Genomic DNA, 19,850 nt, shown 5'->3' on the forward strand with positions numbered 1-19,850 from the left:
TAACCGCTGCTGATCAGGGAGCCCCAGCACTGGAGCTCCCACCGCTCCGCTTCACGACAATGGCCCACTTCAGGGGGCGGTCTGCTCGATCGGGCAGGTCAGATAAATGGCCCTATACCTTGAAGCGGCTGGTCATTTCTTGCAGGCGAACGCCAATGCGCGCCAGCTCCATGCTCGACGAGGCGGTTTCTTCACTGGCGGAGGCGGTCTGGTCGGAAATGTCGCGGACGTTGGTCACGCCGCGGCTGATCTCTTCGCCCACCGCGCTCTGCTGCTCCGCGGCGCAGGCGATCTGCTCGTTCATGGACTCGATGTTGCGTACCGACTGGGTGATGCGTTTGAGCATCTCGCCAGCCTCCCGCGACAGTTCCACGCTGCTGTCGGTCAGCAGCACGTTCTGTTCGAGAACCGCCGCCATCCGGTCGGTACTCTGGCCCAAGCCGGTGATGAGCTGCGCGATCTCGTCGGTCGAAGAACGGGTGCGCTGGGCCAGCCCGCGGACCTCGTCGGCCACCACGGCGAAACCGCGACCCGCCTCGCCCGCCCGAGCCGCCTCGATGGCCGCATTCAGCGCCAGCAGATTGGTCTGCTCGGCCACCGCCTTGATCACATCCAGTACCCCGCCGATGCTGTCGGCATGGCTACGCAGCGTGGTCATGGCGGTCTTGGTCGCATCCATTTCGCTGGCCAGCAGCTCGATCTGCGCGACCGCCTTGCTGACCGCCTCGTCGCCCTGCACGGCTTGCTGGCTGGCTTCCAGAGCGGATTTGGCGGCTTCGCCGGCATTGCGCGCGACTTCGTGGGTGGTGGCGGTCATTTCCTGCATGGCGGTGGCGATCTGATCGGTCTCGACCTTCTGCGACTGCACGCCGGCGCTGGTCTGCTCGGTCACGGCCGACAACTCCTCAGCCGCGCTGGCGACCTGCACCACGCCGTCCTTCATCTCGCCGATCAACCCACGCAAATTGATGGTCATCCGTTGCATGCTGGCCTGGAGCGCCCCCAGCTCGTCTTTGCGCGTGACCGGCTGCTGGTGCGTGAAGTCGCCGGTGGCGACGGTCTCGGCCAGGGCAACGGTTTCCTGCAGCGGTTTCACGATGGAGCGGGTGATCAGCCAGGCGCTCAGCAGCCCCAGGACGATGGCCACGCCGAGCCAAAGCAGGAGCATCTGCCGTGCCCCGGCAACATCGGCGACCTGGAGATCGTTTTGAATCGCGGTCATTTTGTCGGCCGTGGTGAGAATGGCCGTGATGGACGTCGAGATAGCGCCCTGCGCCTTATCCACTTCCGCCTGCTCGGCGATCAGGTGCTGCAGCTCTTGCTGATAGTTATTGATCTCGCCAGCGAGCTTCTGAACGGCATTACTCGGCAGGTCCGTCGACTCGAGCCCCTTGATTTGCGCCAGCACCGCGGCGATAGCGCTACGGGCGGCCTCTTCGGTTTCCTGGCTCGGCAGGGAGGCATAGGCGCGGAAGTTGATTCGCATCCGTTGCACGTTGAGGAACAGATCGGCGACCAGTTGGCGATCTTCGTAGCGACCGCTTTCCGCGCTGGCCGCCTTGGACAGGGCCTGGAGTTGCTCGTTGGCCACCTCGGCGGCAGCGGACGCGACCTTGCGCGTCGCTTCGCGCGCGCGGGTGGCGGCCACGGCTTGCTCGTAGAACTCACGGTACCTTTTGAGGGTGGCTTCCGTATCCGCGAGCAGGGCCAGGTTAACGGGTGACTTGAAGTTGGGCTGAATCGCCAGCAGCTGCTTCTCCGTCTTATCCAGTGCCGCGAGCCACTTGCCCGCCTGGCTGTCATCGGCCTTGACGAAGTACAGCAGCCGCTCGATGCGCATGTCCCGCGCCAGGGTGCTGAAGCCGGAGATGTCACTTGCCCGCTCGCTACGATTACGGAGGGTGTCGGTGGCCTGCCAGCCGGTATAGGCCACCAGCAGGATCATGCCGAGGAGTAGGGAAAAGCCGAGCGTGAGCTTGGCCCGAACGCTGATGTTGCTAAGGAGATTCCAGCCGTTGTGTTGCATGGGGACTACCTGGATAGAAGATTTCGAGGGCGAGCGGCAGCTGCCTGCAGCGCAAGCAGTTGTCATTATCGCAATACGTTTTTATTCGTGATTCCGCGCCCATGACCTCTCGGAAGAGGATGGCAGTGCTCTATCAGCGGCTTCTGGAAGGCGTGGTTGAAGGGCCTACATCAAACGGGTCGATAGCGCTGTGCCCACGAAAGATACGGCGGAGCGGTCAGGATTAATCTGACAATAGAAATGTGAAAATTTAGTCAACTTTGACAGGCGAGGGATGTTCGGCACCGATGTGATGACAGATGGCCATCCCTCCTGCAGGCCGCGAGATGGGGCAAGGGGCAAGTCGTTGGGTTGCCCTGCGCACCTCTGGGTCCTACGGGCCAGCTCGCGGCCATGGCGCTCCGGTCCGCCGATACAGCCACTCCCACCAAGCCGTGACGACCCCGTAGGAGCGGCCCACGGCCGCGATAAGCCCAACACTACACAGGTCGCGTCCCACCCGTTGGGCTTCGCTTGCGCTCAACCCAACCTACCATGTGCCCTGAGTGGCCGCGATCAGCGTAGGTTGGGTTGAGACGGCTCCATCGTCGAAGCCCAACAGTCGCCATGCTGGGTCCAGCCCCGTTGGGCTTCGCTTGCGCTCAACCCAACCTACCGTGTGCCCTGAGTGGCCGCGATCAGCGTAGGTTGGGTTGAGACGGCTCCATCGTCGAAGCCCAACAGTGGCCATGCCGGGTCCAGCCGCGTTGGGCTTCGCTTGCGCTCAACCCAACCTACCGTGTGCTCTGAGTGGCCGCGATCAGCGTAGGTTGGGTTGAGACGGCTCCATCGTCGAAGCCCAACAGTGGCCATGCCGGGTCCAGCCGCGTTGGGCTTCGCTAACGCTCAACCCAACCTACCATGTGCCCTGGGTGGCGGCGATCAACGTAGGTTGGGTTGAGACGGCTCCATCGTCGAAGCCCAACAGTGGCCATGCTGGGTCCAGCCGCGTTGGGCTTCGCTAACGCTCAACCCAGCCTACCAGGGCCTAACGGCCGCTTTCCGCGAAATCCCTCAACGCCGCGCCATCCAGGCGATAGCGCACCCATTCATCCTGCGCCTTCGCGCCCAGGCTTTCATAAAAGTCGATGGCCGGGGTGTTCCAGTCCAGCACGCTCCATTCCAGGCGGCCGCAGTCATTGGCCACTGCCTCGCGCGCCAGTTCGCGCAGCAGGCCCTTGCCCAGGCCGGTGCCGCGGGCGCTGGGGCTCACATAGAGGTCTTCCAGGTAGATGCCGTTGCGGCCCAGCCAGGTGGAATAGCTGTAGAAATACACGGCGTAGCCCACCACCTGGCCGTCGTGCTCGGCGACCAGGGCGCGGGTCGGCGTAGCGGCGGCGAACAGCGTCGCCTCGATCTGCGCCGGACTGGCCAGCACTTCATGAACGGCCTTCTCGTAGTCGGCCAGTTCGACGATGAGGGCATGGATACGGGCCGCGTCTGCGCGACGGGCGGGGCGAATCTGGGAAGTCATAGGTTCCTTGCTGAGTCGATGGCGCGCGGGCGACCTAGGTTCTGCACGAAAAATGCCTGCGCTCGGTGATGCTTCGTTGAAAAAGGTCTGGATCGCCAGCCCGGCCTAGGCGGCCCCGTCGCAATGCTCATTTACCGCTCGTAAACTCGTTCGCGAGCCCGGTCCGCTTCCTCAGCCTTTTTCGCGGGGCCGCCTAGGCCTCGCCTGACCTTCGCTCGGCGATTTTTCGTACAGAACCTCAGGAGGGCGCCGTCACCCGCCGGGCTGACCCGGACAGCATGGCGGCCACCTGCGCGGCCAGCTGGTCCAGGGTGAATGGCTTGGTCATGAGCTCCATGTTACCACCCAGGAAAGCCGTCCTACTCAGGGCGCCCTCGGCGTAGCCGGTCAGGAACAGCACCGGCAAGCGTGGCCTGAGCTGCTGGATCACCTCCGCCAACTGGCGGCCATTCAGGCCCGGCAGGCCGACATCGGTCACCAGCAAGTCCAGCTGGGGTAGCTGCTCCACCAGGCGCAGTGCGGCCTTGCCTTCGGCCGCACTCCAGACCTGATAGCCCAGGGCTTCCAGCGCCTCCTGGTTGACCAGGCGCACGGCATCGTCGTCTTCGACCAACAGAATGGTCTCCCCGGCGCCCTGGGTGAATTCGCTAGGCGCGGCTCGTGGCGCCTCGCGGCGCTGCTCCGCCGTCGGCAGGTAGACGCGGATCCGCGTCCCCGTCGCATCGCTGGCGATGGTCAGGCGGCCGTTGCTCTGCCGGGCGAAGCCATAGACCATCGACAGGCCCAGGCCGGTCCCCTGGCCCTGGGGCTTGGTGGTGAAGAAGGGTTCGAGCACCTTGTCCAGCAAGCGCTCCGGGATGCCCGTCCCGGTATCCCGGACCTCGATGCAGACATAGTCGCCCGGCGCCAGGGCATCGTCCTCGGGACCCTGTTCGGTGCAGGTCACCAGGGCGGTCGCGAGGGTGATGATCCCGCCGTCCGGCATGGCATCACGGGCATTGATCACCAGGTTGAGGAGGGCGTTCTCCAGCTGATTGGCATCGGCCAGGATCCAGGGCAGGTCGGCGCCCAATTCCAGCGTCACCGAAATCTGTTCGCTCACGGTGCGTTGCAGCAGCTCCTGCAGCGCCAGGATCAGTTCGTTGGCGGACATCGGCCGCGATTCCAGCGACTGCCGACGCGAGAAGGCCAGCAAGCGCTGGGTGAGGGCCGCCGCCCGGTGCGCCGAGTGCTGGGCTGCCTCCATGTAGCGCTCCAGCCCTGCCAACTGGCCCTTGCCCTTGATCCTCATCAGATCCAGGGCACCCAGCACACCGGTCAGCATGTTGTTGAAGTCGTGGGCGATACCCCCGGTGAGCTGACCGACCGCTTCCATCTTCAGCGACTGGCGCAACTGCTCTTCGGCGCGGCTGCGCTCGGCGGTTTCCCGTTGCAGCTCGCTGAGCGTGAGCGCCAGGGTCCGGGTGCGCTCCTGTACCTGGACCTCCAGCTCTTCGTTGAAGCGCCGCAAGGCCAGTTCCGCGCGCTTCTCGTCGCTGATGTCGGCGATCACCGTGGTCGCCCCGATGATCCGCTGGGCGTCGTCATGCAAGGGCACCGCGCTCACGCGCAGCCAGGATTCCGCCCCGTCGGCCGTGGTGTGATAGAAGTCCTGGCCCCGGACGCGCTCCCCGCGCAAGGCCCGCGCGCCCGGAAATTGATCGGGCGGCAGCAGTTGCCCGGTACTGTCGAGCGCTGCCCAGCGCGCCGCTTCCTGGGGTTGCCGGGAGGGGATACGCTGACCGGGTACATGCTGCTCGTAGAAGGGATTGCTGACCAGCGTGCGGCCCTCTCGGTCCATGAAGCATACCCCGACCGGCAGATTCTCCAGCAGCGTCTGCATGCGCTCGCGCTCCTGGGCGAGTTCGCTGAGGCGATCGCGCATCTCGAACTGGCGCAGGCGCGAGCGCCAGGCGGCGGCGACGCTGCTGAGCAGGGAAGCGCCGCTCAAGGGGCGTTCCAGAATCACCACGTTGGTCGCCGCCGCGGGCAACTGCTGGCGCAGCAGATCATTGCCCCGGCCCGAGCGTTTGGCGTCGGAGGCCAGCAGCACCAGCGGGATGTCCGACCAGGTCGGCTGCCGCTCCAGCGCACCCGTCAGGGCGCCCATGTTCTGCCGCAGGGCTTCCTCGGTGAACACGATGATCCCGGTCTCGTCGCCCAGGGCGGCCGCCACCTCGTCGAGGCTGCTCAGGTAACGGGTGTGGTAACCCTGGGTGAATAGCCGCTGCAGGCTGGCTGCGTCACCTCGCAGCGGTGCGCAGATGATGAGCTCGCAGGACGGCGCCGCTGTCTCGGTCAATCGCGCTGTTCCATCAGGGGTTGCGTGGCACCGAAGTATTCCGGCGTACCGGTCAGGACACCGCGGAAGTCCGTCAGGGGTTGGCCCACCCGGATACCCCGGGTATCGATGCGCAATTCCCGGATCGCATCCTCGTGACCGCCACCGCGGTGCTTGAGGATGGAAATCGCCTTGCGCAGGCGCCCATGGGCTTCGAAGAAGCGGATCAGCACCACGGTGTCGGCGATGTAGGAGATATCGAGACTGGAGGTCATCGAACCGACCAGGCCGTGCTGGGGATTGATGAGAAAGGTCACTACCCCGGATTGGCTGAGGTAGGAGAGCAGTTCGTGCATCTGCAGGATCAGCTGCTGTTCCTGCGGCATGGCGGCGAGGTAGCCGTTGAGACTGTCCAGCACCAGCATGCGGCAGTCGTGTTCCTCGACGTCCCGCCGTACGCGCCAGGCGAATTCACCGGGAGAGAGCTCGGCGGGCGCTATCTGGTGGACCACCAGCAGGCCTTCCTCGATATAGCGAGGCAGTGGCATCCCCATGCTTTCCGCCCGCTTCAACAGGGTGCCGATGCGCTCGTCGAATTCATAGACGGCGCAACGCTCGCCCCGGGCGCAGGCGGCCATCACGTACTGCAGGGCCAGGGTGGTCTTGCCGGTACCGGCCGGGCCGCTGATCAGGGTGCTGGTGCCGCGCAGCGGTCCGCCATGCAGCAGGGCGTCCAGGTCGGGAATTTCGCTGGGTACGGGTTCGTCGGCGAAGTCCTGGTGGCGTCCCGCCGCGATCATGCGCGGATAGACCTCCAAGCCCCCGCGGCGGATGGTGAAGTCGTGATAGCCGGCGATGAAGTCCACACCGCGCAGTTTCTGCACCTGCAGGCGCCGGCGGGCGGCGCCGAAGTCCAGGGTCAGGCGCTCCAGGGTCAGGACCCCATGGCAGAGGCTATGCAAGTGATTGTCCCGCTCGCCGCTGCTGGTGGTCAGGTCATCCACCAGCAAGACGGTAAGGCCACGCCCGGTGAAGAAGTGCTTGAGAGCCAGCACCTGGCGCCGATAGCGCAGTGGGTCCTGCGCCAGCAGGCGCATCTCGGACAGGCTATCGAATACCAGGCGGCTGGGCTTGATTTCGTCCACCCGGGCCTGGATCAACTCGATGGTATCGCCCAGTTCCGACTCCCAGGGATGCAGGATGGTCTGCTCCTGCGCGCCGCCGAGTACCGCGTCGGCGGCGGACAATTCGAACAGGTGCACGCCCTCCAGGCTGCAGCCGTGGGATTCGGCCACGCTCTGCAGTTCTTCGCTGGTTTCCGAGAGGGTGATGTAGAGTACCGACTCCCCCTGGCGCACCCCTTCGAAGAGAAACTGCAGGCCCAGGGTCGTCTTGCCCGAGCCCGGGGTGCCTTCCAACAGGTAAAGGCGATCTTTCGGCAGGCCGCCACGCAACACCCCGTCCAGACCGGGATTGCCGGTCGCGATAATTGACTGGCTGGGGGACTTCATGGATGAGCGGACCTCGCGGCAGCGGAAACGAAGGGGCAGGACACACCTGGGGCGAGAACGTGGGTCCCGACTCGCAACAGGCGACGGCGACAGGACCCGCGGCGTGCTAATTGTCAGTCTAATACGACAAGTCGCGCCAGGCCACTTTCCCACCGGCGCTGACTGTGCCGATATCCTCCGTCATCCGCGACAGCCACCGCTCGGTTCAGGTAACGCCGTTCGGGCCGTCCAACACTCGCCGTACCTTGCGCGCCAGATCGTTGGGAATGTAGGGCTTGGAGATCACCTCGAATTCCGAGCCGCCAATATCGGTACGCTCCAGGGAATTTTCCGCGTAGCCGGTGGTGAGCAGCACCTTGGTGTCCGGGTACAGTCGCTTGACCTCGCGGGCCAGCATCACGCCATTCATGCCTCCCGGCATGATCAGGTCGGTGAACACCAGGTCGAACGGCTGCTCGCTCTCGCGCAGGATGCGCAAGGCTTCGCTGGCATTGCTGGCGATCTGCGCGGTGTAGCCATAGTCTTCCAGCACCAGCTTGGCCAGGTCGGCGACATCCGGCCGATCTTCCACCACCAGGATGCGTTCGGTGCCGCTGCGGCGGTCGGAGCGCTGTTCCTGTTGCTGATAGGTGATGTGGCTATCGTCCACCGGGAAATACAGGCGCAGGGTGGTGCCGACGTCTTCTTCCGAATAGATGCGCACCGTACCGCCGGATTGCTTGGCGAAGCCATAGACCATCGACAGCCCCAGGCCCGAACCCTTGCCTTCCTCCTTGGTGGTGAAGAAGGGGTCCATCACCCGATCCCGGATGCTGGCCGGCATGCCATGCCCATTGTCGGTGACGGCCAGGCTGACGTAGCGACCGGGCATCAGGCCGTCATAGGACATATTGGCCAGCTCGCGGACCTCGACGTTGCGCGTCTCGATCCCCACGCTGGGTTTGGGACGATCCGCCAGGGCATCGCGGGCGTTGATCAGGATGTTGAGTAGCGCGACCTCGGCCTGGGTCGGGTCGATCCGGCAGTTCCACAGGTGGGGGTCCAGCTGGGTGCGGATTTCCACGTCGCCCAGGGTGCGTTCGGCCAGCTCGTGGGAGGTACGGATCAGGTTGTTCAGATTAAGCACCCGACCCTCCAGCTTCTGCTTGCGCGAGAAGGCGAGCAACTGCTGGGTGAGGGTGCTGGCCCGTTCGGCGGCCGACTTGGCATGGGTGGCGCTGCGCAGGATGCGCTCCTGATCGAAGCTGGGCTTCTCGGCGGTACGCTGGATGATGTCGATGTAGCCCATCATCACCTGCAGCAGATTGTTGAAGTCGTGGGCGATACCACCGGTGAGCTGCCCCAGGGCCTCCATCTTCTGCGCCTGGCGCAAGGCATCCTCGGCATCGCGGCGCCGGCTGACGTCGAGTTGGGAGGCGAAGAAGTAGATCAGCTCGCCCGCATCGTTGTACACCGGCGAGATGAACAGCGCGTTCCAGAAGGTCGAGCCATCCTTGCGGTAGTTGATGATCTCCACCGACAACTCGCGCTTCTGCTCCACCGCCTCGCGAATCTGGCTGACCACCGCGCGATCGGTCTCAGGACCCTGCAGAAAGCGGCAGTTCTGCCCGATCAGTTCGTCCACTTGGTAGCCGGTCATCTCGATGAAGGCGTTGTTGGCGAAGATGATCGGATTGTCCGGCTGCGACGGGTCGGTCACCAGCATCGGCATCCGCGTGGTTTCCACGGCGGCGAAGAAAATGTTCTTGCCCTGGTGCGAAATATCGCCTGTCGCTGAATTGTCGACCCGCGCCTTGCGGGACTTGGGCATCTGGCTCACGTATGCGGGATCCTTGCGCGGCAAATGGGCGTCTTGGCCGTGAGACAACCCGGCGGCCAAAAAACTTCATCGACGTCGCGCTCGAGCGCCTCTAGGTCGCCCTTGTCGGGCTGAAAGCCAGGCGGCGCGAGGCTTTGCCGGCCAGTTGCCAGCGTACCGCTCACTCGTCCCAGGCGACCGTTAGGGAAGTCCACGGAGAATCTTGCACTCATCCGATGTCAGAGCTGCCATGAAGCCGAGAAGCCCTGACGTACAAAGACAAATCCTTGTTCTGGAAGACGATCCGGGGCAGCGTGAGCTGCTGACCGAAGTCCTCACCGAACAGGGGCTGGACGTCGTCGCCGTCGCCTCCAGCGACGAGGCCCTGGCTCATATGGACACCCACAGCGGCGATACCAAGCTGGTCATCGCTGATGTGAACGTACCGGGCATCCTGGATGGCCTGGCCTTTGCGCAACTGGCCGCCGCCAGCTGGCCGACGGTGCCCTTCATCATCATCTCCGGCTACATCGACCAGGACCTTGCCGTCCTGCCGCGCCGCGCTGCCTTCCTGCCCAAGCCCTGGGGTGTGGCCGATCTGCGCCAACTGGTCGAGAGCCTGCTGCCGCGTCGCTAACCTCCTACCGCCAACAGACGTCTTTTCCCCGCGATTACCTCCTCGCAAAACGGCGCGATCGCCCCGTTCCGGTGCCTTTGGTGCGCTACACCGGGGCAACAATGGCCAGATGATATGACGTTCGTCGGCAAGTCGTTCGAGCCTGGAACCAAATGTCCTGAACACTATCAATTTGCCATCTATTCCCGACTGGCAAGGAGCGCTTCATGGACGCAGTCATCACCCAGATTAGTCAGATTACCGATTGGGAATTTCTCATTGCGCTGGAGCGCAGCCTGGAAAGCCGTGGGCGCCTGGACCTGGCGGCACGCGAAGCCCTGGAACGCCAAGGGCATCTGCTCTCCCGGCGTTACCTGCAACAGAAGTGTAAGCTCGGCAACGGTCCCTTCAGTCCGGTCGAAGATGAAATCCTCGACGTTCTGACCACCGCCACCGCAGCCCTCCGCCGCAGTCGCCGGTTGCCGCACAACATCGTCAAGAGCGTGCGCCTGAGTGGCCTGATCGAGGCGGTCGAGCGCAATGTCTGCCATGCCGGCGCCTTGCTCTGCCGCACCGACTTCGAAGCCGATGGCATCCCACGTGGCACCCTGGAGCGCCTCGTCGACCGCCATCCCCAGGCGTTCGAACCCGAAGCGCGCCGGGCCGCTGCCCGTTACATCGCCGAGAACGAGCTCGCCTTCCGCGCCGCGGGTTGAAGCGACCGCCAGGCCGCCTCCGGGCGGCCTGATGGCTAGGCTCAAGGCCAATCCTGCTGTTATCCCGTGCTACCGTTGCGGCGCCACCGCCGCAACGAGCCCCGCCATGTCCATCGCCGACAATCTCCTCGCCTTCACCCTCGCGGCCGCGCTGCTCACCCTCACGCCGGGCCTGGATACCGCGCTGGTACTGCGCACCGCCGCCGTCGAAGGCCGCGCCCAGGCCTGGCGCGCGGCCCTGGGCATCAACCTAGGCTGCCTGCTCTGGGGCGCCGCCGTGGCTTTCGGCCTGGGCGCGCTGTTGGCCGTATCGGAGCTGGCCTACACCCTGCTCAAGTACTGCGGCGCCGCCTACCTCTGCTGGCTGGGCCTGAACCTGCTGCTGCGCCCGCGCACCACCTTCACCAGCGCCTCGGCGGAGCAGGGCACCGCTGCTAACTGGTTGCTCAGGGGCATGCTCGGCAACGTGCTCAATCCCAAGGTCGGCATCTTCTACGTCTCCTTCCTCCCGCAATTCATTCCCCAGGACCAACCACTGATCGCCTGGACCTTCGGCCTGGTCGCCATCCATGTGGTGCTGGGGCTGCTCTGGTCCCTCACCCTGATCGGCGCTACGCGTTCGCTAGGGGAGGTGCTGCGCAAGGCGACGGTGATCCGCTGGCTGGATCGGACGGCAGGTGTGGTCTTTCTGGTGTTTGCGGTGCGGTTGGTGGTGAGTAGGAGGTAGGGGAGGGCTGGGCTTTTGTCAGGAGCGTTAGGGGAAACTATCAGAAACGACAAGGCCTGCACGGGGTAGGCCTTGGGTGTGATCCTAGCGGGTCAGATTTGGTCGAGCGACTACGTCAATACTATCGGCTGGAGGCTGCATTTTTTCTGGGTTTTATATTGGCTGAAAGGGTATGGCATACACGCTGGCATACACGGCGTCCAGAGACATGTGGTCGGGAATGCGGGTTTTGGCTTTGCCGTGTTTTCCAAAAACGTGTTAGGGCAAAGCCTTGACCAAGGCGTCTCTAGCCGCTCCAAAATTCTGTAATATCTAAATCGAAGGGGTCAGCCGCTTAGTAATTTTGCTGGCAAAATTGGCAGGCCAAGTGTCGTGCTTTTTTAGGAGTCGAGGGATTGAGTGAAGGTTTAATTGATAAGGTAAAAAAATGGGCCTTTTGGTCTTTGCCTTTAAAATTCTTAATTGCTGCACTGGCTGGGGCGATTGGTAGTTCGGGGTTGATCGGATATTTGAGTGAGTACGGCACATATTACTATGCAGTGCATTACGGGTTTAGGCCTCCGCTCGAGGGTATCCCTTATCTGAAACCAGCAGTAGCTTTCGGTAGTTTTGTATTTTTGTTGACTTGCTCTTTGCTGTTTGGCTCTGTTGTTTTGGTAATTAGGTCGGTACTTAAATTTATATTTTCGGAGTATGCTCTAAAGCTTTTTGAAACTATTGAATTCAAAGCTATTGCAAAGCGCCAGAGAGATTTTCTGAAGGCGCGCACCTTTAAAGCTTTTCTTTGGCGTGGAACTTTGCTAAGCGTAATCTCCCTATTGTATCTCTCAGTGATTATATATTTAAATGATTCTACTGATGAGTTTTGGTCTTGGTACGGGTACTACGTCCCGGCGATCTTAATAGCGTTGGGAGTCTCGTACTCGGTTTTTAATCCGCAAGCAGTGTGGTGGTTCGCGGTCGCCTTTATTGTTGCTTATTTTTTGTATGTCGCTAGTTTGATATTTAACCCTGCGAAGTACGCTGAAGCTTTGAGGTTTCTAGGTTATGGTGGTGGGCTAAACGTGCGAATTACAACTTCTGGATACGGTGAAAAAACAGAAACTATAGCAGGTGGGTTGATGATACGTAGTAATGAATCGTTTATCGTTTATTTATCGCCAGATAAAGGTTTCCTAGAGATACCTATAGATCAAGTGAGAAAGATTGAGCATGATCTCGGAGGTTTATCTAGATTGCCATACTCTCTTCCAGTCACAGAAAATTTACCCGATTGAAGTCCAAGGCTAGTCTGCGACAGCCGTGACACTAGTAGTTATAGATGCGAAATATTTTGACAGCTCAATGTTTCTCTTTATGTAGTTGTCGAATGCTGCTTGCTCATTATTAAATACGGCCAGGCACTCTGCTATGTTCGCAGATGAAAAGTTTTTTTCGATAGCATGGCGTAGCTCAGCGTTGCGTGAGTATACTTTTAAGTAGTTTCTATATGAGACAAGGTTCGAACCATTTTTCGATATTCGAGCGTATGTTTTGGTTAATATGCTTTTGCATTTTTTTATCTTACCAAGCTTGTAGTAGCATTCAGCTATTAATAGCTCATAATATTCGGTCCAGTCAGGGTGCTCTTTGGAGAATTTCTTTGAGTTCTTTATACACTTTTCATATTTTCTTGTGTGCAATAGGTAAGTGGCTTTCGAAATCGCCATTTGGTCATTTTGGGGGTCTATAGAATAGACTAACTTTTGTAATCTTGTGAATTCGCTATAAAGAAGATATAGCGACCCTTCTAGATAATAACAGCTTGAAACAACAGGCCTATATTCCGGAGGGGTCAGCTCAATTCTGTAAGTGCGAAGGTGGGATCTGATATTCTCTAGTAAGATCAATTCTGTTGGTGTGGAAAATTCATGAAGCCCTAGTATCTTGTCAATTTTTAATTCACAAGTATAAATCGCTTCTTTCAAAAATTTACCTATTGGCACTAGATGCTGTGCAACATTGGCGTCGTATAGATAATGCTCGGAAAAACACTTGTTTTGGACTCCTATCTTTAGATCTTTCCTTTTTAATTCACCCGATACTATCAGATCTTGTAGGTTGCTAGGGCTATGCCTGTTGTCGCGCAAAATAGTGTCATAGATAAAGAAAATTTCATTCTTCAGATGATAGAGTTCTTGATTTATAATAGGTCGAATTTTTTTCAGTCTGATATGATTTGGCAGCCAGTTGAATGCTATGAAGAAAATGGTGGCTGAAAACAAAGATAGTGTAAGTTGATACCAGAATCCATTCTCTTTCACCCATTCTTCTAGTAAGTTTCCTAGATTAAATAAGCAGCTTATTGGCTTTTCGAGCAATTTCCATAGTGCTTCCATTTTCAGATTTAAACCTTTTGGTTTGCTAGATTCTTCGAGTGTTGACGCACTGCGCACTTAACCTTTCTTTTCAGGCATGGCGTTGCTTTCAAACTACAGCTGGATGGCGCCGCGGTTGCAAGCAGATCTCGGAAATTTATGCTGCCGGTTGTCGCGTGTCAGATGTTTCTGTTGACGTCTAGTCGCTGCTTCTAAGTAGCTGCCTGCAAAAAAGACCTTTGCTGCAGGGTTTTGCAGGTAATTTTAGCCTTATCAAGCTACCCCTTATGCTATGCCACAAGTGGCTTCCGCTGACTGCAGGGGGTGCAGAAAAAGTGACCTATTTAGCCCGCAGGTGTGGCGGGGGGACAACGGCGCGCGCCGGGTGCAGAGCCCTCCGGCGCGGCCTCTGGCGGCCAAGGTGTGGGACTGGCCGCCCTGACTCCTCCACGCGTCGCCGCCGTCAGCCTTTCGCTGGCCAGGGCAGGGCTGATCGGTGCAGCCAGTTGGCTCCGCAGCCTGTGACGCTCCACAGGCGCAGCTCTGCATCCAGCAGGCAAGGAGTCTGATCTGATCAGACTCCTTGCAAGGCGCGCAGCGCATCGACGTGGCCCTCGGTGGCCGGGTACGAAAAGGCCGCCCGTAGGCGGCCTGTCGCCGGCCAGGAACAGCTAGGCGTTGTGCTGCTGGCCTTGCCGCTCTTAATAGCGCCAATGCCTCGGCTCGCTTGCGGTTCAGTCCGCAATAGGAAGTGCAGAACGCCTCCGTCAAAACAGGGCAGACGGTAATCGCGTCCATCGATGAAGAGGAGGATGTAAGAGGCGAGGGCGCCTGCTGTTTGCCTTTCCGTTACCTGGCTTTGGTCCAGGTTTCCGATTGCAGGGATCAAGGCTCGGAAAGACCGGCACCCGTAGAAAACACCCAGAAACGACAAGGCCCGCACTAGGCGGGCCTTGGGGTGATCCTGGTGGATCGGATTTGGTCGGAGCGACTGGATTCGAACCAGCGACCTTCTCGTCCCGAACGAGACGCGCTACCAAACTGCGCTACGCTCCGTAATGGATGGCGCGCATTCTACCTAAAACTCATGCAAGCACAAGGGGTTAGGCGAAAAAAACGCGCCGGGCGGGAATCACAGTTCCTTGATGGTACGGATCTGGTCCTTGTTGATGCGGGTCGGCTTGCCGTCGAGCTGCTTGAAGGTATAGAAGCCCGAGTCTTCGTCGTATTTCGGCGTGTCGGTGGCCTGGATCTCGCGGCCATCGTTGAGGGTGATGACGCTGGGCGTGGAGCAGCCGGCGAGCAGGGCGCTGGCAACGACCAGCAGGGCGGCGGGGAGCAGATGCTTGTTCATGGGGCGGTCTCCTTTCTTGGCAACCAAGCGGGCTTAGGACCGCGGGTGAGGGGGTGAGTTCGTCCCGGAACCGCGCGGTCACGCAACCACGGTGGAACGGACCCACCTGCGCCCAGATGACGGCGCGAGCCTTTAGATGGGTCTTTCCAGCGCCGTGGGATCGTTGAAGTTGGCCAGGCGTGGATCGTCCTCGGCGAAGTCGACGGCAGTGAGCCCCAGGGGCAGCAGCGCGCCGCGCGGGCTGCGTTCACCCTGGGCCCAGGCGCTGCGCAGCGCGGGCAGCAGCTGCCGGGGCAGGGCGGTGAACAACGGCTGCCAGTAGCCGCCCTGGCAGGCCATGACCGGCCCCTGGCTCGCCTGGGCGGCCGCCAGCAGTTGCTGGGCGAGGGCGGCATCGAGACGGGGCGCATCGCAGGGCAGCAGTAGAACCCAGGCATGCCGGCTCGCGGCCAGTCCAGCCAGGATGCCGGCCAGGGGGCCGGGATAGTCCGGTTCCTCGTCGGCCACTATCTGGTCGGCCCACTGGGCGTAGCGCTCGGCGTTGCGGTTGCAGGAGATGACCAGATCGTCGGTGAGCGTCCGTACCGCGCGCTGCACATGGGCGACCAAGGGCTGGCCCTGCCATTCCACCAGGCCCTTGTCGCGCCCACCCATGCGCTGCCCGCGGCCACCGGCGAGGATGAGGATGGATGTATCGGGCAACGGGGGCATGGCGAACCTGTGGCAAGCGGAGAGGTCGACGGAGGGCAGGCGGGGCCTGTGCTATAACACGACCTTTAATCCTAGCCTTGGATCGATCAGATGAGCCACAAAGCCGAGGCGGTTTTCGTACCGCTGAACATCGCCGTGTTGACGGTCAGTGACACCCGTACCTTCGACAACGATACCTCGGGTCAGCTGTTCGTCGACCGCCTGGAGTCCGCCGGCCACTTCCTCGCCGCGCGCGTGCTGCTCAAGGACGATCTCTACAAGATCCGCGCCCAGGTCGCCCAGTGGATCGCCGATGAGCAGGTCCAGGTGGTGCTGATCACCGGCGGCACCGGCTTCACCGGCCGCGACAGCACTCCCGAAGCCGTGGCCTGCCTGCTGGACAAGCAGGTGGATGGCTTCGGCGAGCTGTTCCGGCAGATTTCCGTGGCCGACATCGGCACCTCCACGGTGCAGTCCCGCGCCCTGGCCGGGCTCGCCAACGGCACCCTGGTCTGCTGCCTGCCCGGTTCCACCAATGCCTGCCGCACCGCCTGGGACGGCATCCTCGGCGAGCAGCTGGATAACCGTCATCGCCCGTGCAACTTCGTGCCCCATCTCAAGCAGGCCGAGCCTTGCGGGCCGCGCGGATGAGCCTGCTGTCCCTCGAAGAGGCGCTGGCCCGGCTACTGGCCATGGCCGCCGAAGACGGCCCCTTGCCCCAGGAGCGCGTCGCCCTGGAAGAGGCCGACGGCCGCATCCTGGCCGCGCCGCTGATCGCCGACCTGGATCTGCCGCCCTGGGACAACAGTGCCATGGACGGCTACGCCCTGCGGCTGGACGACTGGCAAGGCGAGCCGCTGCGGGTCTCCCAGCGTATCTTCGCCGGCCAGGCGCCCGCGCCGCTGGAGCCGGGCACCTGCGCGCGGATCTTTACCGGCGCGCCGATACCGGCGGGTGCCGACTGCGTGGAGATGCAGGAAAACACCGAGGTACAGGACGATGGTCGGGTGCGTTTCCTCGAAGCCTTGCGTCCGGCGCGCAACATCCGGCGCCGTGGCAACGAGGTGAAGGTCGGGGACGAGGTGCTGTCGGCCGGTACGGCCCTTGGGCCGGTTGAACTGGGTGTCGCCGCCTCCCTCGGTCGCGCCCGGCTCGACGTCTATCGGCGTCCCAGGGTCGCGGTACTCTCGACCGGTGACGAACTGGTCGTGCCCGGCCAGCCCTTGGGGCCGGGGCAGATCTACAACAGCAATCGGGCCCTGCTAATCAGTTGGCTGAAGCGCCTGGGCTGCGAGGTGTCGGACCAGGGCATCCTGCCGGATGACCTGGAGCAGACCCGTACCCGGCTGGCGTCGCTGCAGGCCGATCTCATCCTCTCCACTGGTGGCGTTTCGGTGGGCGAGGCCGATTTTCTCGGCCAGGCGTTGCGCGAAGCGGGCGAGCTGACCCTCTGGAAGCTGGCGCTCAAGCCGGGCAAGCCGCTGACCTGCGGGCGCTTCCGCGGCATGCCGGTGATCGGCCTACCGGGTAACCCGGCGTCGACCCTGGTGACCTTCGGCTTGCTGGCGCGGCCCTACCTGCTGCGCCGGGCCGGCAAGATCGACGTAGCGCCCTTGAGTATCGAGGTGCCGGCCGGTTTCGACTGGCCCCGCGGCGGGGCCCGCCGCGAATACCAGCGGGCGCGTCTCGAAGAGGGGCGCGCGGTGCCCCATCGCAACCAGGGTTCCAATGTGCTGCAGACGGCGGCCTGGGCCCACGGCTTGGTGGAGATCCGCGAGGATCGCACCTTCGGCGTCGGCGATCCGGTGCGCTTCATACCGCTGGCGGAGTTGTTCAAGGCCTAGCGCCCGGCGGAAAAGTTGCCGCGCGGCGACACTTTTCCGCCAAAGCCCAGCGAGCCGGCCGGCGCGACTGAACCGTGGCCGGCGGCCCACAGTCCTAGTCTGCAGAATCGCATGCCGGGCGCTGCCCGGCGCCTGACGTGGCATCTCGCCGCGCAGAGCCAACCTTGGACGACGCTCATGACGACTACAGGCACCCTGGCTGACGCAGCCCTGGTCATCCTCAATGGCAAGGAAACCGGTAACGAAGAGGTCCGCGCCGCGATCCTCGAACGGCGCGAAGCCGGTCATCGCATCGACGTGCGGGTGACCTGGGAAGAACAGGATGCGGCCCGTTTCGTCGAGCAGGCCACCCGGGAAGGCTATGGCACCCTGGTCGCGGCGGGTGGCGATGGCACCCTGCGCGCGGTCGCCGAGGCCATGGCTCAGAATCACTCTCAGGCGCGCCTCGGCCTGTTGCCGCTGGGCACCGCCAATGACTTCGCCAATGCCGCCGGGGTACCGCTGGAGCCGGCGGCCGCGCTGGCGCTGCTCGACGGGCCGGTCAGTACCATCGATCTGGTGGCGGCCGACGGCCAGCTGTTCCTCAACATGGCGACCGGTGGCTTCGGCTCCCAGGTCACCGCCAACACGCCGGGTGAACTCAAGCGCCTGCTCGGCGGCGCCGCTTATCTGCTCACCGGCCTGACCCGCTTCGCCGAGGTGCACTCGGCCAATGGCCGTTTCCGCGGTCCGGGTTTCGAATGGGAAGGCGAATTCCTCGCCCTTGGCATCGGCAATGGTCGCCAGGCTGGCGGCGGCCATGTGCTCTGTCCCACCGCCCTGGTCAACGACGGTCTGCTCGACGTCGGTATCCTACCGGCGTCCCAGGATGTACTCGGCACCCTCGGAGAGTTTCTCAGCAAGGGGTTCAGCACCGAGGAGATGTTCATCCGGGCGCGTCTGCCCTGGGTCGAGCTGGAAGCGGCCGAGGGGCTGGACATGAATCTCGACGGCGAGCCGGTCAAGCGCGACCGGGTGAGATTCGAAGTGCGTCCGGGTATCCTGCAAGTCCACCTGCCGGTGGATTCGCCTCTGCTGGGCGCCACCGCCGGCACCTTGACCGAACCGGCGGTGACATCCTGACCAAGCGCCCGCGGAGGTAACGTTGGAGCTACTGATCAATGCGGGAATCGTGCTGGCGACCGTGGCGGGCATGGAGGGCTTCGCCTGGTGGTCGCACAAGTACATCATGCACGGCTGGGGCTGGGGCTGGCATGAGTCGCACCATCGGCCGCGCACGGGCTGGTTCGAGAAGAACGATCTCTACGCCGTCGTCTTCGCTGGCCTGGCGATCCTGCTGATCGCCCTGGGCAACGCCGGCTATTGGCGCCTGGAATGGATAGGCGCGGGCATGACGCTCTATGGCTTGCTGTACTTCATCGCCCACGACGGCCTGGTGCATCAGCGCTGGCCGTTCCGCTACGTGCCCCGCAGCGGCTATCTCAAGCGGCTCTATCAGGCGCACCGCATGCATCACGCGGTCGATGGGCGCGAGGGCTGTGTATCGTTCGGCTTTCTGCTGGCGCCTTCCACCCAGAGACTCAAGCGACAGCTGCGCGAGATTCACGGTGGCGCCCTGGATTCCTCGCGCGAACGCAAGGCCCGTGAGCCAGTGAAAGAGGGGTTGGAATAGAAGAGGGCGCGCCTCCGTAGAGGCGCTACCGAAGGATCAGGCGACGGCGGGAGTGTCGTAGGCGGCGAACAGCGAATGGGCGTACTGGCTGCGCTCGCTTTCGTTGCGCAGCAGGTCGATGAATTCCTTGGCCGGCGGATTCAGGGTGCCCGCAGCGGCGGCGCTCACCACCTCGGCCTGTTCACCCGCGGCCAGCTCGGCGAAGCCGACGCCCAGGCGGTCCAGGCAATAGGCATCCACCACGGCCAGGCCATCGCGCAGCAGATCGCGCAGGTTGGCGCCCTGCTGGACCTGGGCCTGCTCGTCGAAGGGATCGACGATGTTGGAGCGATCACCATGGGCATAGGGGGTGAGCATGTGGCGGTCGATGAATTCGGGCAGGCGGGTATCGGCCTGCTCGCTGTCGGCCTGCAGGTGGACGCATAGGGCGACCAGGGTACGCCACTGGGTGGCGTTGAAGAATTCGGGTTTGTAGCCGGACTGCGCGTTACCGGAAAGGCCAAGGGCAAGTACTGAAGAGGAGGCAGCGAAGCTAGCGTGCGAAACAGCCGTTTCCGTCTTGTGCATGTGCAAATCCCATACTCTTAGGCTGACTACCGGATGCGGCCCTCTGGCTCAGGCATCCATCCATCCGCGTCCCGCGTGGGGTCGCTTTAATCTGACCCGTTTATCGCATAAAAGTTTGCTGGCGTGCACCCCCAAGGTG

Annotated in this window: 17 protein-coding genes, 1 tRNA gene and 1 pseudogene; 8 read left to right on the forward strand and 11 right to left on the reverse strand. The window is 62.2% G+C overall.

Going from position 1 to position 19,850, the window contains the following annotated elements:
• Positions 1 to 112 precede the first annotated feature (112 nt).
• The 6 genes and pseudogenes from FAZ11_RS25340 to FAZ11_RS06850 form a co-directional block, all read right to left on the reverse strand.
• Complete coding sequence (locus FAZ11_RS25340; RefSeq protein ID WP_420849726.1) at positions 113 to 985, reverse strand: methyl-accepting chemotaxis protein; 873 nt, start codon at positions 983 to 985, stop codon at positions 113 to 115.
• A pseudogene (locus tag FAZ11_RS25345) lies at positions 971 to 2,092 on the reverse strand (methyl-accepting chemotaxis protein); the annotation flags it as partial. The pseudogene FAZ11_RS25345 and the gene FAZ11_RS25340, both read right to left, overlap by 15 nt.
• 961 nt (positions 2,093 to 3,053) lie before the next feature.
• Entirely contained in the window at positions 3,054 to 3,539 is a 486-nt protein-coding gene (locus tag FAZ11_RS06835; protein ID WP_058761032.1) for a GNAT family N-acetyltransferase, read from the reverse strand.
• Between the two features lie 238 nt (positions 3,540 to 3,777).
• Positions 3,778 to 5,880 carry a hybrid sensor histidine kinase/response regulator gene (locus FAZ11_RS06840; protein ID WP_058774018.1) on the reverse strand — a complete coding sequence of 701 codons (2,103 nt, stop codon included), beginning with the start codon at positions 5,878 to 5,880 and terminating at the stop codon, positions 3,778 to 3,780.
• Positions 5,877 to 7,370 carry an ATPase domain-containing protein gene (locus FAZ11_RS06845; RefSeq protein WP_058774017.1) on the reverse strand — a complete coding sequence of 498 codons (1,494 nt, stop codon included), beginning with the start codon at positions 7,368 to 7,370 and terminating at the stop codon, positions 5,877 to 5,879. The genes FAZ11_RS06840 and FAZ11_RS06845 overlap by 4 nt, the downstream gene beginning before the upstream one ends.
• A 205-nt stretch (positions 7,371 to 7,575) precedes the next feature.
• Positions 7,576 to 9,180: a hybrid sensor histidine kinase/response regulator gene (locus FAZ11_RS06850; protein WP_058788173.1), complete on the reverse strand. Its 1,605-nt coding sequence runs from the start codon at positions 9,178 to 9,180 to the stop codon at positions 7,576 to 7,578.
• Positions 9,181 to 9,418: 238 nt separating this feature from the next.
• On the opposite strand from FAZ11_RS06850, the gene FAZ11_RS06855 reads away from it, so the two are divergent.
• The 4 genes from FAZ11_RS06855 to FAZ11_RS06870 all read left to right on the forward strand — a co-directional run bounded on the left by FAZ11_RS06855 (position 9,419) and on the right by FAZ11_RS06870 (position 12,504).
• Positions 9,419 to 9,805 carry a response regulator gene (locus FAZ11_RS06855; protein ID WP_081320074.1) on the forward strand — a complete coding sequence of 129 codons (387 nt, stop codon included), beginning with the start codon at positions 9,419 to 9,421 and terminating at the stop codon, positions 9,803 to 9,805.
• A gap of 206 nt (positions 9,806 to 10,011) precedes the next feature.
• Positions 10,012 to 10,500: a hypothetical protein gene (locus FAZ11_RS06860; RefSeq protein WP_058761028.1), complete on the forward strand. Its 489-nt coding sequence runs from the start codon at positions 10,012 to 10,014 to the stop codon at positions 10,498 to 10,500.
• A 106-nt stretch (positions 10,501 to 10,606) separates the two neighbouring features.
• Entirely contained in the window at positions 10,607 to 11,227 is a 621-nt protein-coding gene (locus FAZ11_RS06865; RefSeq protein ID WP_058774015.1) for a LysE family translocator, read from the forward strand.
• Positions 11,228 to 11,622: 395 nt separating this feature from the next.
• Positions 11,623 to 12,504: a hypothetical protein gene (locus tag FAZ11_RS06870; protein WP_137279575.1), complete on the forward strand. Its 882-nt coding sequence runs from the start codon at positions 11,623 to 11,625 to the stop codon at positions 12,502 to 12,504.
• A gap of 9 nt (positions 12,505 to 12,513) precedes the next feature.
• Here the strand turns inward: FAZ11_RS06870 and FAZ11_RS06875 are convergent, their stop codons facing one another.
• The 4 genes from FAZ11_RS06875 to mobA form a co-directional block, all read right to left on the reverse strand.
• Positions 12,514 to 13,662 (reverse strand): tetratricopeptide repeat protein, encoded by a 1,149-nt coding sequence (locus tag FAZ11_RS06875; RefSeq protein WP_137279576.1) that lies wholly within the window; start codon positions 13,660 to 13,662, stop codon positions 12,514 to 12,516.
• A 901-nt stretch (positions 13,663 to 14,563) separates the two neighbouring features.
• Positions 14,564 to 14,640 (reverse strand) — tRNA-Pro (locus FAZ11_RS06880).
• A gap of 76 nt (positions 14,641 to 14,716) precedes the next feature.
• Positions 14,717 to 14,938, reverse strand: coding sequence for a YgdI/YgdR family lipoprotein (locus FAZ11_RS06885; protein ID WP_058761025.1), 222 nt, complete (start codon positions 14,936 to 14,938; stop codon positions 14,717 to 14,719).
• 132 nt (positions 14,939 to 15,070) lie between these two features.
• Complete coding sequence (gene mobA, locus FAZ11_RS06890) at positions 15,071 to 15,649, reverse strand: molybdenum cofactor guanylyltransferase MobA (protein WP_058774014.1); 579 nt, start codon at positions 15,647 to 15,649, stop codon at positions 15,071 to 15,073.
• A 90-nt stretch (positions 15,650 to 15,739) separates the two neighbouring features.
• Between mobA and moaB the strand changes: the two genes are divergently transcribed.
• The 4 genes from moaB to FAZ11_RS06910 all read left to right on the forward strand — a co-directional run bounded on the left by moaB (position 15,740) and on the right by FAZ11_RS06910 (position 19,144).
• The gene (gene moaB / locus FAZ11_RS06895; protein WP_058761023.1) at positions 15,740 to 16,279 is read left to right on the forward strand and encodes a molybdenum cofactor biosynthesis protein B; all 540 of its coding nucleotides are present in this window, start codon (positions 15,740 to 15,742) and stop codon (positions 16,277 to 16,279) included.
• Positions 16,276 to 17,472: a molybdopterin molybdotransferase MoeA gene (locus FAZ11_RS06900; protein WP_058774013.1), complete on the forward strand. Its 1,197-nt coding sequence runs from the start codon at positions 16,276 to 16,278 to the stop codon at positions 17,470 to 17,472. Before moaB ends, FAZ11_RS06900 begins: the two co-directional genes overlap by 4 nt.
• Before the next feature lie 177 nt (positions 17,473 to 17,649).
• Positions 17,650 to 18,594 carry a lipid kinase YegS gene (gene yegS / locus FAZ11_RS06905; protein ID WP_058774012.1) on the forward strand — a complete coding sequence of 315 codons (945 nt, stop codon included), beginning with the start codon at positions 17,650 to 17,652 and terminating at the stop codon, positions 18,592 to 18,594.
• A gap of 22 nt (positions 18,595 to 18,616) precedes the next feature.
• A complete protein-coding gene (locus tag FAZ11_RS06910; protein ID WP_081320073.1) occupies positions 18,617 to 19,144 on the forward strand; it encodes a sterol desaturase family protein in 528 nt (175 codons plus the stop codon).
• A 36-nt stretch (positions 19,145 to 19,180) separates the two neighbouring features.
• Here the strand turns inward: FAZ11_RS06910 and FAZ11_RS06915 are convergent, their stop codons facing one another.
• Positions 19,181 to 19,711, reverse strand: coding sequence for a gluconate 2-dehydrogenase subunit 3 family protein (locus tag FAZ11_RS06915; protein ID WP_058774011.1), 531 nt, complete (start codon positions 19,709 to 19,711; stop codon positions 19,181 to 19,183).
• Between the last annotated feature and the right edge of the window lie 139 nt (positions 19,712 to 19,850).

The sequence above is a fragment of the Pseudomonas rhizoryzae genome, assembly GCF_005250615.1.
Classification (GTDB): domain Bacteria; phylum Pseudomonadota; class Gammaproteobacteria; order Pseudomonadales; family Pseudomonadaceae; genus Chryseomonas; species Chryseomonas rhizoryzae.

What these genes read in the sequence shown, in the direction of transcription:
- mobA (WP_058774014.1), bottom strand. Translation starts at nt 15,649, where the DNA reads ATGCCCCCGTTGCCCGATACATCCATCCTCATCCTCGCCGGTGGCCGC.
- FAZ11_RS06835 (WP_058761032.1), bottom strand. Translation starts at nt 3,539, where the DNA reads ATGACTTCCCAGATTCGCCCCGCCCGTCGCGCAGACGCGGCCCGTATC.
- FAZ11_RS25340 (WP_420849726.1), bottom strand. Translation starts at nt 985, where the DNA reads ATGCAACGGATGACCATCAATTTGCGTGGGTTGATCGGCGAGATGAAG.
- FAZ11_RS06885 (WP_058761025.1), bottom strand. Translation starts at nt 14,938, where the DNA reads ATGAACAAGCATCTGCTCCCCGCCGCCCTGCTGGTCGTTGCCAGCGCC.
- FAZ11_RS06915 (WP_058774011.1), bottom strand. Translation starts at nt 19,711, where the DNA reads ATGCACAAGACGGAAACGGCTGTTTCGCACGCTAGCTTCGCTGCCTCC.
- yegS (WP_058774012.1), top strand. Translation starts at nt 17,650, where the DNA reads ATGACGACTACAGGCACCCTGGCTGACGCAGCCCTGGTCATCCTCAAT.
- FAZ11_RS06865 (WP_058774015.1), top strand. Translation starts at nt 10,607, where the DNA reads ATGTCCATCGCCGACAATCTCCTCGCCTTCACCCTCGCGGCCGCGCTG.
- FAZ11_RS06860 (WP_058761028.1), top strand. Translation starts at nt 10,012, where the DNA reads ATGGACGCAGTCATCACCCAGATTAGTCAGATTACCGATTGGGAATTT.
- FAZ11_RS06850 (WP_058788173.1), bottom strand. Translation starts at nt 9,180, where the DNA reads ATGCCCAAGTCCCGCAAGGCGCGGGTCGACAATTCAGCGACAGGCGAT.
- FAZ11_RS06845 (WP_058774017.1), bottom strand. Translation starts at nt 7,370, where the DNA reads ATGAAGTCCCCCAGCCAGTCAATTATCGCGACCGGCAATCCCGGTCTG.
- FAZ11_RS06855 (WP_081320074.1), top strand. Translation starts at nt 9,419, where the DNA reads ATGAAGCCGAGAAGCCCTGACGTACAAAGACAAATCCTTGTTCTGGAA.
- moaB (WP_058761023.1), top strand. Translation starts at nt 15,740, where the DNA reads ATGAGCCACAAAGCCGAGGCGGTTTTCGTACCGCTGAACATCGCCGTG.
- FAZ11_RS06900 (WP_058774013.1), top strand. Translation starts at nt 16,276, where the DNA reads ATGAGCCTGCTGTCCCTCGAAGAGGCGCTGGCCCGGCTACTGGCCATG.